The following is a 12,764-nucleotide window of genomic DNA, read 5'->3' as shown; positions in this document are numbered from 1 at the left end:
ACGCGATCGCTCCCCGCGCCACCGGTCACCGCGCGCCGGCGGCGGCGCGCCGGTCACCGCGCCGGCGGCGGCGCGCCGGTCACCGCGCCGCTTCAGGCGGCGCCTCGTTGTTGCGCCGCGCCGCCTCGTTGCTCAGCCGCAGCAGGACCGACGCCTGCGCCGGCGCGTGCAGATCCCGCCCGCGCGTCGTCCCCGCGCCGCCGCGGGGCGACGGCAGGAGCGCGTTGAGCAGGCCCATCAACCGCACCGTCGTCTGAGGCGCGATCCCGTGCGCCCAGCTGAGCAGGTGCGAGGACAGCCCGAGCTTCACCTCGGCGCGCCCCTCGCGCGCCGCCGCCACCACCTGCCGCGCCGCGCGCCGCGCGTCGATCGTCGCGATCGGGATCGACGAGGCCAGGCTGAACCAGCCGAACTCGCGCTGGGGGCTGCCGCCGAACTCGGCGTTGTAGATCGACCCCGTGCGCATGGGCCCGGGGATCACCGTGGTGACGCGTGGGCCCGGCGCGCTGCCGTGGCAGAGCTCGGCTCGGAGGCTCTCCGAGAAGCCCATCATCGCGAACTTCGACGCGTTGTACCCGAGCAGATGCGGCACGGCGACGCGCCCGCCGATGGACACCACGTTCACGATCCGCGCCGCGCGCCCCTGCCGCTGGAGGTGCGGCAGCGCGCGCAGCGTCGTGTAGACCGCGCTCCAGAAGTTCGAGCGCATCGCGTCTTCGAGCTCCTCCACGCCGAGGTCCTGCATCGGCGCGACCTGGATCACGCCGGCGTTGTTCACGAGCACGTCGATCCGGCCGAACACGCTCGCAACGCCGTCGATGAACGCCTCGGCGGCGGCGCGATCGCCGAGGTCGCACGCCACCGCGTGCACCTCGATGCCGAGCGCCCGCAGCCGCTGCTCGGCCCGGTCGAGCGCCACCGCGTCGCGGCCGGCGATCGCCACCCGGGCGCCGTACCGGCCGAACTCCTCGGCCAGGAGCAGCCCGAGCCCGCGAGAGCCGCCCGTGACGACCACGACCCGGCCGCGCAGGTCGAGCCGCCGCAGGGCGCGGAACGCCGTCCGCGCGAACGCGGCCGCCCCGAGGGCCGCCGCAGGAAAGAGAACCGGAGAACGCCGCTTCCTGAACGCCATGCCGCCGGACCGGCATCGCCCGTGCCAGACCGGCGCGCCGTCACGCAGCGACGCGCCTGCACATCGCACGGCGGCGCGCTCGCTTCAGAGCGTCACGACCGGGTCCGGCACGATGCCGAGCAGCGCCGACCGCACCTCGCCGACCAGGTAGATCGAGCCGGCCACGACGACGAGCCCACCCGGCCCGGCGACCTCGATCGCCCTCGCCACCGCCGCGCGCGGATCGCCGATCGGCTCGCCCGGCGCGATGTCGCGCAGCGCATCGAGCGGAGCGGCCGCGCGGCCCTGCGGCGTCGCGTAGAACCGCCGCTGCGCACGCGGGGCGAGCGTCTGTAGCATTTCGCCCCACCCCTTGTCGCCCATCGCTCCGAACACGAGCGCGGTGCGCGCCGCGCCCGGACCCTCCTCGTCGAGCCACGCGGCGAGCGCCCGCGCGCCGTGCGGGTTGTGCGCACCATCGAGCAGGACCTGGGCGGCGCCCGCGTCGATCCGCTCCAGCCGGCCGGGCCAGCGGGCCGCGGCGAGCCCCTCCGGGAGCGCCCGCTCGATCTCGGGCCACCGGCCCGCGAGCCGCCACGCGATCCCGCACGCCACGCCTGCGTTCTCCGCCTGGTGCGCCCCGCGGAGGCCGAGCTCCACCTCGATCGCGCGGCGCCCCGGCCCGGCGACGCGCGTCGCGCGCGCTCCAGGCCCCGCGCGCCCCACCGCGATCTCGCCCGCGCGCCCGCCGCGCTCGGCCCGTGTGACGCGGAGGCGCGGCCCGGCCCCGATCGCCTGTGCGACCGCCTCGATCGCGGCGTCGGCCTCGGGATCGAGCGGGCCGAGCACCACGGGCGCGCCCGGCTTGAGGATGCCGGCCTTCTCCCGGGCGATGTCGGCCAGCGTCGGGCCGAGCAGGGCCACATGGTCGAACGCGATCGACGTGATCGCCGTGCAGAGCGGCGCCGCGATCACGTTGGTCGCGTCGAGCCGCCCGCCGAGCCCGACCTCGAGGATCGCGAGGTCGACGTCCGCGTCGCGGAACGCGACGAACGCGGCCACCGTCAGCGCCTCGAAGAACGTGAGCGGCGAGGGGACCCGCTCCAGCGCGGCCGCGAGCGCGCGCTCGAGCGCCGCGTCGCCGATCGCGTCGCCGCCGATGCGGATGCGCTCGGCGAAGCGGGACAGGTGCGGCGACGTGTAGAGCCCGGTGCGGAGCCCGGCCGCGCGCGCGACCGACTCGACCATCGCGCACACGCTCCCCTTGCCGTTGGTGCCGGCGACGTGCACGGCGCGGAGAGCGGCCTGGGGGTCGCCGAGCGCCGCGAGCGCCTCGCGCACCCGGTCGAGCCCGAGCACCATGCCCCGCGGCGCCCGCTGCCCCAGCGCCGCGAGCAGCGCCGGGAGCCGCGGCGCCGCCGAGCTCATCGCCGCGCCTGGCGATTGCCCACGAGGTGCTGGAGCAGCGTACCGATGTACGCCTTCATCTCGGGGCGCGGCACGATGGCGTCGACCATCCCGTGATCGAGCAGGAACTCGGCCCGCTGGAAGCCCTCCGGCAGCGTCTGCCGGATCGTGTTCTCGATGACCCGGGGGCCGGCGAAGCCGATGAGCGCCTTCGGCTCGGCGATGTTCACGTCGCCGAGGAAGGCGAAGCTCGCGGCCACGCCGCCCGTGGTCGGGTGGAGCAGCACCGAGAGGAACGGGAGCCGCGTCTTGCGGTAGCGCTCGAGCGCGGCCACGCTCTTCGCCATCTGCATCAGCGAGAGGATGCCCTCCTGCATCCGCGCGCCGCCCGACGACTGGAGGAGCACCACCGGGAGCTCCTCCCGCGTCGCGCGCTCGAACAGCCTCGTGATCTTCTCGCCGACGACGGAGCCCATGCTCCCGCCCATGAAGGCGAAGACGAACGCGCCGTACGCGATGTCGCGGCCGTCCAGCCTGGCCCGGCCGATCTCGATCGCCTCCTTCGCGCGCCCCTTCTTGTGGAGCGCCGCGACGCGGTCCCGGTAGCTCTTGCCGTCGCTGAACCGGAGCGGATCGTTGGGGACGAGGTGGTCGTCCCACTGGGCGAGCTCGCCCTCGTCGAGCAGGAGCCTCCGCCACCCCTCGGCGTCTAGCTTGTGGTGGTGGCCGCACTGCGAGCACACCTCGAAGGTGCGGGCGAGCTCGGAGGCGTCGTGGGTGTGCGAGCAGCCGTCGCAGCGACGGAACACGCCCGCTCCCAGCGAGCGCTTCTCGCTCGCGTCGGTCGTCGGCAGGGTCTTTTCGGGCCAGGTCATCGGCGAACCCTCAGGCGCCCCGCTGGCCCATCTCCTGGACATCGGAGGGGACCCGGAGCGTTGGTTGTGTCTTCTCCTGCACCTCTCGGGCGCTCACGCCGGGCGCGAGCTCGCGCAGCACGAGCCCCTCGGGCGTCACGTCGAGCACGGCGAGATCGGTGATGATCCGGTGGACCACGCCGCGCCCGGTGAGGGGCAGCGCGCACTCGGTCAGGATCTTCGGCGCGCCGTTCTTCGCCGCGTGATCCATGATCACGACGACGCGCTTCGCGCTCACCACGAGATCCATCGCCCCGCCCATCCCCTTCACCATCTTGCCGGGGATCATCCAGTTGGCAAGATCGCCCTTCTCGGAGACCTCCATGGCCCCGAGGATCGCGAGGTCGATGTGGCCGCCCCGGATCTGCGCGAACGACTCGGCGCTCGAGAAGATCGCCGAGCCGGGGAGCATCGTCACCGTCTCCTTGCCGGCGTTGATGAGGTCCGGGTCCTCCTCGCCCGGGGCCGGGTAAGGGCCGATGCCGAGCAGCCCGTTCTCGCTCTGGAGCACCACCTCGACCCCGGCGGGGATGTAGTTGGCGACGAGCGTCGGCATCCCGATGCCGAGGTTGACGTAGTAGCCGTCCTTGAGCTCCAGCGCGGCGCGCTGCGCGATCTGTTCCCGCGTGAGTCCCATCGTGTCCCCTGTCCCGGCGCCGCGCCTAGGCGGCCGACGCCTTGCGCACCGTGCGCCGCTCGATCCGCTTCTCGTAGCGCTCGCCCTGGAAGATCCGGTGAACGAAGATCCCGGGCGTGTGGATGTGGTCCGGGTCGAGCGAGCCGACCTCGACGAGCTCCTCGACCTCGGCGATCGTCACCTTCGCGGCCATCGCCATCATGGGGTTGAAGTTCATGGCGGTGTGGCGGTAGACGAGGTTGCCGAACCGGTCGCCCTTCCAGGCCTTCACGAGCGCGAAGTCGCCGCGGATGGCCGGCTCGAGCACGTAGTCGCGGCCGTCGAACTGCCGCACTTCCTTCTTCTCGGAGTACCTCTTCACCGTGCCGTCGGGGTTGTAGAGCACCGGCAGCCCGCCCTCGCTGATGGCCGTGCCCGCCCCGGTCGGGGTGTAGAACGCCGGGATCCCGGCGCCCCCGGCGCGGATGCGCTCGGCCAGCGTGCCTTGCGGCGTGAGCTCGACCTCGAGCTCCCCGCTCAGGTACTGCCGCTCGAACTCCTTGTTCTCGCCGACGTACGACGAGATCATCCTCCGGATCTGGCGGTTCTGAAGGAGGATCCCGAGGCCGAAGCTGTCGACCCCGCAGTTGTTGGACACGACCACGAGATCCTTCGTGCCGAGCTCGCGGAGCGCAGCGATGCAGCGCTCCGGGATGCCGCAGAGGCCGAAGCCGCCCGAGAGGATCGTGGCGCCGCCGGGGATGTCCCTCACGGCATCCAGCGCGCTCTTGAAGACCTTGTCCATGGCCGACCGAGAGGTAGCCCAACTGGCCGCGAGGCAAAAGCCTCCGCTGCCGCCGCAGCGCGGCACGGGGACCGGGCGGCGCCGGCTTTTTGGCCCTACCCGCCGAAACCCCGTAACGCACCGGTGTGCCTCGACCGCTCTCCTTGCTGTTCACGATCCTGGCGCTCTCCTTGCCCGGCGCCCCGGCGGTCGCCGCGGCGCCTGACGCGCAGGCGCGCTCTGCCGCGGAGACGCCGGCGCGCTCGAAGGCGCGCTCCGCCGCGAAAGAGCCGGCGGGCTCGAAGGCGCGCCCCGCCGCGGGCACACGGGCGCGCGCGGGGGCGCCGCGCGCGCGGGTCACGAAGGACGCCGGCAAGGGCCACCGTCCCCGCGCCGGCGACGCCGGGTCGAGATCGGCCGAGCCGGCCAAGACCAAGGCCGCGCCCAAGGCGCCCGCCGCGTCGGTCGGCCACCCGAACGAGGGGCGCCTCGAGGGCGGCGTGCGGCTCGACACCTCGCGCAAGGACATCCGCGTCGTGCCCGCCTATGCGCACGCCGACGTCCGCTGGGGCATGCCGGCGCTCGTCGGCATGATCGAGCGCGCGGCGCGCGGCGTGGCCAGGCGCTTCCCGGGCGCGGTGCTCGACGTCGGCGACCTGTCGCGCCAGCGCGGCGGCGACGTCCACCGCCACGGCTCCCACGAGAGCGGCCGCGACGTCGACCTCGGCTTCTATGCGCTCGACGGCCGCGGCAAGCAGGTCCACGCGCCGCGCTTCCTGCGATTCAACGCCCGGCTCGCCTCGACCAGCCTGCCCGGGGCGCGCTTCGACCTGCCGCGCAACTGGCTGCTCGTGCAGCACCTGCTCACCGACCCCCGCGCCCACGTGAGCCACATCTTCATCTCCGATCCGCTGCGGCACGCGCTGCTCGCCCACGCCAAGCGCATCGGCGTCTCCCGCGCGCTGCTCGTCCGCGCGCAGTTCGCCATGATGCAGCCGACGGGCGCGGAGCCGCACGACGACCACATGCACGTGCGCATCTCCTGCCCGCGCGCCGGGCGCGGCAGCTGCATCGAGCTCGCGAAGAACGCCCCCTCGTTCCGCACGCGCGCGCGCATGGCGAAGACGGACAAGGCGCTCCGGACCCCCTCCGCCCGCGCTCAGGCCGCGCGCCCGCAGGCGACGCCCGCGACGCCCGCGCCGGAGCGGCCCCGCGAGGCCGGAGCGAGCCGGCGCGATCTCGCGAAGGGCTCGCGCCGCGAGGAGCCGCGCCGCGAGGAGCCGCGCCCTGAAAAGGAGGGGCGCCGCGCCGCGCCGCGCGCAGGTGGAGCCGACGCGCTCCCCGCCGCCGCCGCCGCGCGCGCGGCAGCGCGGCAGCCCATGGGCGGCCTCGACCTGTCGTTTCTGCGAGGGTCCACGCCTCACGACGACGTCGAGGCCGACTCGGACGGCGCCGACGCGAGCGGCGCGCTCGACGACAGCGGGGCGCTCAAGATCACGGACTGAGGCCCGCCTCCTCCGCGCGCCGCCACAGCCAGGCGTCGATGATGCAGTGCGTCGCAGGCGGTTCCGCAATCTTTGACCGGGGCGCCATCGCATCTGGACCGCGAGAGAAATCCTCGTGCAGACTGGGATGGATAAAGGGGGGTGTTCATGCGCCAAGCTGACTCCCACACCTCGATTCCCACGCTTCCATCTACTCCGTCGCTCGTCGCCAGCGGTCATGATCGGCGCGCGCTGCTCGCGGCGCTCACGTTCGTCGACAAGCCTCCCCAGAGCGGCGTGGCGCTCGCGCGCTGGTTCGAGAAGCACCTCGTGGCGCCCGGGCGGATGCCACGCCCGGCCTATGTGACCGAGGGCTTCTCCAAGCAGGTGGCGCTCGCCCCGGTAGAACCGGACGAGCCCGAGCTCCAGGAGCTCGTCGAGGCGGCGCGGTTCCGGGTGCTCGCCTCGCTCCGCGCCTTCATGCCGCCCGCCGCGGACGATCGCTTCCTCGCCGCCGCGATCGACGGCGGGCGCGTGCGCCGCGCCGGAGACGCCGCGCTCTGGGAGTCGTGCCCGCGCGAAGAGGACTTGCTCAGCGACATCGTCCTCAGCCTGTTCTCGGCGGACATGCTGAACTACCGCGAGTTCCACGACGCCTATCTCTGCGTCTGCAAGACCTGCCTCCGCATCGACTTCGACCCGAACCGGTCCGGCCGCACCGGCTGCCCCGAGCACCAGCCGACCGCCACGGTCGGCGTGATGCGCCGCAGCCGCCCGCCGCTCTGACGCCGGCCCGCGATCGCGCGGCTGGCGCCTGTCGCTTGGCGCGAGCCCCCGCGGGGCCCTGCCGTTCACGGGGCCCGCGCGACGCCGCCGTTCACAGAGCGCCCGCGAGCGGGAGGGAGCTCAGAGGCAGCCGAGGCGACACCTGGACGCCTGCTCCAGGCACGTCGACAGGCAGCTCTGGTAGCGCTGGTACTGGCTGCCCTGCGTGGGCTCCTTGCCGCATTGGGTCGCCCTGCACGCCTTGTGTCGCCGCTCGCACGCCCCCACGCAGCCGGCGTTGCCGCCGGCGGGCGCGTTGCCGGCCGCGGCGGCCGCGCGAGGCGCCGCGCCTGCAGCGGCCGGCGGCGACGCCGGGAGCTCCGCCGCCGGCGCATCGCTCCCCTGCGCCGGGGCCGTCCGTTGCGCCGGGGGGTGGGGGGCCCGTCCGCAGCGCTCGAAGGCGCGGCGCATCACGTCCTCCGCGGAGCCCGGAGGGATCTCGCACGCCCGCGCCACGCTCTCGATCCGGCGCTCGATCGCGGCGGCCGCGCGCGCCGCGACCCCGTCCGGCCGGGCCGCCGGCGGCGGGGCGCTCGCGGGAGCGGCGCTCGCGGGCGCGGCGCTCGCCCGCGCCGCCGCGTCGTCCGGCGCGCTCGACGCCCTGCCGATCAGGAAGGCGACGAGCAGGCTGACCGCCACGAGCCCCAGGGCCGCGAGCAGGAGGCGCGAATCGATGCGGCGCGAGGCGCGGGCCGGCGCGCGCTCGACGGCGCCCGGAGGGCCGGCCGCGCGGTACGCCGGCCCGGCGGCGCCGGGCGACCTCGGCTTCGCGGGCTCCGCCATGGGGACGGTCGGCGTCCGTGTGGTCGGCGGGATCGGCGGCGGCGCCAGCGTCGGGACCTCCGTGGGAGGCGAGGGGACCTGCAGCGGCGCGAGCTTCGGCAGCGGCGCCGGTCGCGGGATGTCCGTGTGCGCCTGCGCGATCGATGTGGCCGGCGGCACCATCGGCATGTCGGGCCACTCCACGAGCGGCCGCACCGCGCGGAGCTGCTCGACGAGCGACAAGAGCTCGCGCCGCTGCTCGAAGCGGCGGACGAGCTCGTGCGCCGCTCCCTGGATCCCACGATCCCAGGGGATGTCGGGCACGCCGAGCGCTTCTGCGAAGCGGCGCAGCTCGGCCAGGCTGAAGCAGGCCGTGATGCGCCCGCGGATCTCCGCGGCGTTGCGCGCCGTGTTGCCGGCGCTCCGCGGCGTCCCCGTGACCTCGTCGTCCACGCCCGCAGCTTACCGCACGCGCCACCGAAGCCGAACCTGGTATAGGCTCGGGACATCGTGTCCCGCGCTGCGGCACCCGGGGACGCGGAGGCAGGGAGATGAGCCGAGGGGAATGTCCCGCGCTGCGGCCCCCGGCGACGTGGAGGCCATGGAGATGAGCCGAGAGGACAGTGCAACTGGCGCAGCGACGCCCGCCCGTGCACCGCTGATCGGGCGCGAGGCCGAGCTGTCGGCGCTGGCCCGCGCCCTCGACGCCGTCGAGCGGGAGCGCTCCACCCGGACCGTGACGCTCGTCGGCCCGCCGGGCATCGGCAAGAGCCGGCTCGCGCGCGCTTTCCTCGAGCGGCAGCGCCAGGGCTCCGCCGCGCTGCGCGTCTACGCGGGCAGCGCCGGCGACATGGCGTCCGCGTACGGCATCTTCACGCGGCTCCTGCGCGCCCGCTTCGGCCTCTCGGACGGCATGGACAAGGACGCGGCCCGCGCCGAGGTCCGCGCGCAGGTCGCGCACGTGATGGGCGACCGCAAGGTCGGGGACGTCATCTACTTCCTCGGGCAGTTCATCGGGCTCGCGTTCGGCGACAGCCCGCTCACCCGCGCGGTGCAGGACGACCCGGCGCAGGCCGACCTCATCCGCCGCGCCGTGCTGAAGGCGTTCCTCGAGGCGGACGCCGCCCAGGGCCCCGTGTGCCTCGTCTTCGAGGACATCCACGCCGCCCACGACGACTCCCTCGCGCTCCTGCGCTACCTCATCGAGTACCTCGCGGGCCCGGTCCTGATCGTCTGCGCGGCCCGCCCGGAGCTGCTCACCCGCGAGGACGACTGGGGCAAGGTCGGCGAGCGGCGCCACGCGCTGATCGAGCTCACGCCGCTCGGCGAGGCCGAGGCGGCGGAGCTGGCGAGGGCGCTGCTCGCGCCCTGCATGCCGCGCGGCGGCGAGGACGTCGTCGTCGTCGACGCCGCGGGCGCGGAGTCGCAGGGCCGGCCGGGCGCGCCGCCCGAGCTCGTCGAGGCGGCCTGCTCCTTCGCGAACGGCAACCCGGCGCTCGTCGAGCAGATGGTCCGCATCTGCCACGACCAGGGCGTGATCGAGGAGCTCGCGCCCGACTCGGGCGGGCCGCGCTGGCGCGTGCACCTCGGCAAGCTGTCGACGGCGCACCTCCCGATGACGGTCGAGGACGCGGTGAACGTCCGCCTCGCCGCGCTCGATCACGACTGCCGGCAGCTGCTCGAGCAGGCCGCGACCATCGGCCCGGCGTTCTGGAGCGGCGCGCTGTTCGTGCTCGGCCGGGCCGGCTGCCAGGCGCCCGAGCTGTGGGGCGAGGAAGAGAGCGACAAGGATCTCGACCGGATCAACGCCGCGCTCCGCTCGCTGTGCGACCGCGGCTACCTGCGCAAGCAGAGCGAGTCGAGCTTCGCGGGCTCGGACGAGTTCGTGTTCATGCACGACAAGGAGCGCGAGGCGCTCCAGAAGCGGATGAGCGCCGCGGCCCAGCGGCGGTACCACCACGCGATCGCCGAGTGGCTGGAGCAGCAGGTGGCGGTGCGCGCCAGCGAGGAGTTCCTCGCCGAGCTCGCGACGCACCGCGAGCGCATCGGCGACGCGGTGCGGGCGGGGCTGTCGCTGCTCGACGCCGGGGACGTGGCGCGCGGGCGCTACTCGAACGCGAAGGCCGCGGAGTACTACGCGCGCGGGCTGTCGCTGCTCGGCGACGCGCACGTCGCGCGGCGCATCGACGCGCTCCACGACTACGGCGACGTCCAGCAGCTCGCCGGGCGGATCGACGACGCGCTCGCCGCCTTCCGCGAGATGCTGACGCTCGCCTACCGGCTCGACAACCGGCGCAAGGGCGGCGCGGCGCACAACCGCATCGGGCGGCTCTACCGCGACAGCGGCTCGCTCGACGAGGCCGGCAAGCACCTCACGACGGCGCTCCGCCTCTTCGAGGGCGCGCGGGACGAGCGGGGGATCGCCTCGACCATCGACGACATCGGCAAGCTGCACTGGCTCCGGGGCGAGTACCAGGAGGCGCTGAAATGGCTGCGCGACGCCCTCGCCCGCCGCGAGCGGATGGGCGACCGCCGCTCGATCGCGCTGTCGCTGAACAACCTCGGCCTCGCCCTGCAGGACTCGGGCGAGTTCAAGCAGGCCCTCAACACGTTCGAGCGGTCGCTCGCGATCCGGCGCGAGATCTCGGATCTGCTCGGCGTCGTGATGAGCCTGAACAACCTCGGGATGATCGCGCAGGACCAGCGCGACCACCGCCGCGCCCTCAAGCTCTTCGAGGAGGCGCTGGAGGTGGCGCGGCAGGTCGGCGATCGCAACCGGACGGCGCTCATCCTGACGAACATCGGCGGGACGCTCTACCGGAGCGGCGATCCCGACGAGGCGGTGCGGGTGCTGCAGCAGGCCGAGGAGCTCTGCGACGAGCTCGGCGACCGGCTCGGCCTGGCCGAGGCGCGGCGCGCCCTCGGGAAGGCCTACATGCTCCGGGGCGATCTGGAGAAGGCGCGCGACTCGATCAGCCGGGCGGTGGACCTGTTCGCCTCGGTCCGGAGCAAGGTGCACCTCGGCATCGCGCTGCGGACGCTCGGCGAGATCACGGCGGCGGGCGGCTGGGGCAGCGCGCACACGAAGAGCGCGCGCGCCTACTTCGCGCGGTCGGTCAGCATCTTCGAGGAGACGGGGAACGAGCTCGAGCTCGCGCGCACGTTCCAGGCCTACGCGCGGTTCCTGACGACCGACCGGAGCTTCGTGGCGAACATGGCGGCGCGGCGCGAGGCGGTGACGATGAACGAGCGGGCCGAGGCGATCTTCGCGCGGCTGAAGGTCACGTCGATGCGCTTCGAGGACGAGCCCACGCTCCCGACGGGGCCGGCGGGGCTCTCCAGGCCACCGGCCTCCTCGTCGAGCCCGGGCCGCACGCCCACCCCGGAGGAGCCGGCGTTGTTCCCGAGCCCGGGGCGGGTCTCCACCTCCAGCTAGCGCCGCGTCGCCCGCGCTCGTCCTTGAGCGCGCGGGAGGGGAGGTCTCGCCGAGGCGTCCGGCCCCCGCCCCGGGGGCCTGTCGTGGGCGCGGCGCCGGGGACGAGCTCGGGGGCGCGGTGATACATCTGGCGGGTGAAAGCACAGCACGAGAAGCGCGCCTCCGATTCGGTCACGACGATGACCGAGTACGTCCTGCCGACGCACACGAACGCGCTCGGCTCGATCTTCGGGGGGCAGGTGCTCGCCTGGGTCGACCTGTGCGCTGCGATCTGCGCGCAGCGGCACACCGGCAGCACGGTGATCACCGCCGGCATCGACAATCTCTCGTTCGACCGCGGGATCAAGGTCGGTCAGGTCGTGCGCCTGTCCGCGCGGGTGACGGCGACCTTCCGCACGTCGCTCGAGATCCTTGTGTCGGTCGAGGGGGAGGACGCGACGACGGGCGACGTCTGGCCCACGGTCACGGCCTTCGTGACGTTCGTGGCCGTCGACGCGTCGCTGCGGCCGACGGCGGTGCCGCCGCTCCGGCTGGAGACGGACGAGGATCGCCGCCTCGCCGAGGCCGCGGCAGAGCGGCGCGCGCGCCGGCTCTCCCGGCGCGCGGGCGGCCGCGGCGGGGCGTGAGCGCTACCTCTTCTTGAACCGGTCGGGATCCCCGAGGAACTCGAAGTGCATCGTGTCCTCGAGGTCGTCGTGGCCCAGCCAGTCGAAGCCGTAGCGCTCGAACGCCTTGATCCAGCAGCGGGAGAGGGCCGCGCGCTCGTAGGCGGTGCGCTTCTTCTCTTGGCACAGCGGGCTCGTGGGCCACGGATCGACGCAGCCGCAGCACGGGTTCCGCTCGGGATCGATGTCGATGGCGGTGCCGAAGAGGTGGTTCGAGATCTCCGCGCCGCGGTAGCTGTTCGCCGTGCGGAACCCGCCGACAGCGCGCGGCGTGTAGCGGCGGGACTTGCTGTTGCACGTCGCGCGGATCCGCTTCTCGACGCAGTGGAGCGCGGGCGCGACCTTCTCGTGGATGGAGAGCGGCAGGCCCATGAACCGCACGGTCGTGGCCTGGGCGTGGGCGCTCTCGGAATTGTAGCGCCGCGTCTCCTCGGTATCGACGTGGCCGTAATGCTCGGCGAGGTAGCGGACCGCCTTGGCGTGCTTCTTCGGGTTGAGCATGCCCTTCTGGACGAAGGTGCGCCGCTTCAGGAACTTCTGCGGGCTCTGCGGGCGGCACTCGTACTGCGGCGCCTTCTTCTTCTTGCTCTTGCCCCCGGCGGCCTCCTTGGCCTCCGCGACGGGCCCGCCGCCGAGCCCCGAGGGGCCGGCCGCGAGCAGAGCGATCGCTGCTGCCACGAGCAGATGCACCCGTGTCCGACCGTTCGCGTTCACGCGCGGAGGTTAAGCAGGCCGCGTCAGGCGCGGCAAGGACTTGCCG

General features: G+C 74.0%; 11 protein-coding genes. 4 read left to right on the top strand and 7 right to left on the bottom strand.

What is annotated here, in order from left to right:
- Positions 1 to 79 precede the first annotated feature (79 nt).
- From WMF17_RS29585 to WMF17_RS29565, 5 genes are all read right to left on the bottom strand, one after another.
- Complete coding sequence (locus WMF17_RS29585; protein ID WP_437644333.1) at positions 80 to 1,132, bottom strand: SDR family NAD(P)-dependent oxidoreductase; 1,053 nt, start codon at positions 1,130 to 1,132, stop codon at positions 80 to 82.
- A gap of 84 nt (positions 1,133 to 1,216) precedes the next feature.
- Positions 1,217 to 2,539 carry a bifunctional folylpolyglutamate synthase/dihydrofolate synthase gene (locus WMF17_RS29580; protein WP_437596521.1) on the bottom strand — a complete coding sequence of 441 codons (1,323 nt, stop codon included), beginning with the start codon at positions 2,537 to 2,539 and terminating at the stop codon, positions 1,217 to 1,219.
- Entirely contained in the window at positions 2,536 to 3,393 is an 858-nt protein-coding gene (gene accD, locus WMF17_RS29575) for an acetyl-CoA carboxylase, carboxyltransferase subunit beta (RefSeq protein ID WP_437644332.1), read from the bottom strand. The genes WMF17_RS29580 and accD overlap by 4 nt, the downstream gene beginning before the upstream one ends.
- Before the next feature lie 10 nt (positions 3,394 to 3,403).
- Positions 3,404 to 4,069 (bottom strand): CoA transferase subunit B, encoded by a 666-nt coding sequence (locus WMF17_RS29570; RefSeq protein WP_437596520.1) that lies wholly within the window; start codon positions 4,067 to 4,069, stop codon positions 3,404 to 3,406.
- Between the two features lie 25 nt (positions 4,070 to 4,094).
- Positions 4,095 to 4,853 (bottom strand): CoA transferase subunit A, encoded by a 759-nt coding sequence (locus WMF17_RS29565; RefSeq protein WP_437596519.1) that lies wholly within the window; start codon positions 4,851 to 4,853, stop codon positions 4,095 to 4,097.
- 125 nt (positions 4,854 to 4,978) lie between these two features.
- On the opposite strand from WMF17_RS29565, the gene WMF17_RS29560 reads away from it, so the two are divergent.
- Both WMF17_RS29560 and WMF17_RS29555 read left to right on the top strand, forming a co-directional pair.
- Entirely contained in the window at positions 4,979 to 6,337 is a 1,359-nt protein-coding gene (locus tag WMF17_RS29560) for a penicillin-insensitive murein endopeptidase (protein ID WP_437644331.1), read from the top strand.
- A gap of 147 nt (positions 6,338 to 6,484) precedes the next feature.
- Positions 6,485 to 7,102 (top strand): hypothetical protein, encoded by a 618-nt coding sequence (locus WMF17_RS29555; protein WP_437644330.1) that lies wholly within the window; start codon positions 6,485 to 6,487, stop codon positions 7,100 to 7,102.
- A gap of 120 nt (positions 7,103 to 7,222) precedes the next feature.
- Here WMF17_RS29555 and WMF17_RS29550 read toward each other — a convergent pair whose 3' ends face one another.
- On the bottom strand, positions 7,223 to 8,356 hold the full coding sequence (locus tag WMF17_RS29550; RefSeq protein WP_437596516.1) for a hypothetical protein: 1,134 nt from the start codon (positions 8,354 to 8,356) through the stop codon (positions 7,223 to 7,225).
- A gap of 112 nt (positions 8,357 to 8,468) precedes the next feature.
- Here WMF17_RS29550 and WMF17_RS29545 point away from each other — a divergent pair, with 112 nt between their 5' ends.
- Together WMF17_RS29545 and WMF17_RS29540 are read left to right on the top strand one after the other, a co-directional pair.
- Positions 8,469 to 11,339, top strand: a complete 2,871-nt coding sequence (locus WMF17_RS29545) for an ATP-binding protein (protein ID WP_437596515.1) — start codon at positions 8,469 to 8,471, stop codon at positions 11,337 to 11,339.
- A gap of 134 nt (positions 11,340 to 11,473) precedes the next feature.
- Positions 11,474 to 11,965 (top strand): acyl-CoA thioesterase, encoded by a 492-nt coding sequence (locus WMF17_RS29540; protein WP_437644329.1) that lies wholly within the window; start codon positions 11,474 to 11,476, stop codon positions 11,963 to 11,965.
- A gap of 3 nt (positions 11,966 to 11,968) precedes the next feature.
- Here the strand turns inward: WMF17_RS29540 and WMF17_RS29535 are convergent, their stop codons facing one another.
- On the bottom strand, positions 11,969 to 12,682 hold the full coding sequence (locus tag WMF17_RS29535; protein WP_437596513.1) for a M15 family metallopeptidase: 714 nt from the start codon (positions 12,680 to 12,682) through the stop codon (positions 11,969 to 11,971).
- Positions 12,683 to 12,764: the final 82 nt, after the last annotated feature.

It is taken from the genome of Sorangium sp. So ce362 (assembly GCF_051519845.1).
In the GTDB taxonomy this organism is placed as follows: Bacteria; Myxococcota_A; Polyangia; order Polyangiales; family Polyangiaceae; genus Sorangium.
This window is presented reverse-complemented; position numbering and strand designations above follow the sequence as displayed.

What these genes read in the sequence shown, in the direction of transcription:
- WMF17_RS29585 (WP_437644333.1), bottom strand. Translation starts at nt 1,132, where the DNA reads ATGGCGTTCAGGAAGCGGCGTTCTCCGGTTCTCTTTCCTGCGGCGGCC.
- WMF17_RS29580 (WP_437596521.1), bottom strand. Translation starts at nt 2,539, where the DNA reads ATGAGCTCGGCGGCGCCGCGGCTCCCGGCGCTGCTCGCGGCGCTGGGG.
- accD (WP_437644332.1), bottom strand. Translation starts at nt 3,393, where the DNA reads ATGACCTGGCCCGAAAAGACCCTGCCGACGACCGACGCGAGCGAGAAG.
- WMF17_RS29570 (WP_437596520.1), bottom strand. Translation starts at nt 4,069, where the DNA reads ATGGGACTCACGCGGGAACAGATCGCGCAGCGCGCCGCGCTGGAGCTC.
- WMF17_RS29565 (WP_437596519.1), bottom strand. Translation starts at nt 4,853, where the DNA reads ATGGACAAGGTCTTCAAGAGCGCGCTGGATGCCGTGAGGGACATCCCC.
- WMF17_RS29555 (WP_437644330.1), top strand. Translation starts at nt 6,485, where the DNA reads ATGCGCCAAGCTGACTCCCACACCTCGATTCCCACGCTTCCATCTACT.
- WMF17_RS29545 (WP_437596515.1), top strand. Translation starts at nt 8,469, where the DNA reads ATGTCCCGCGCTGCGGCCCCCGGCGACGTGGAGGCCATGGAGATGAGC.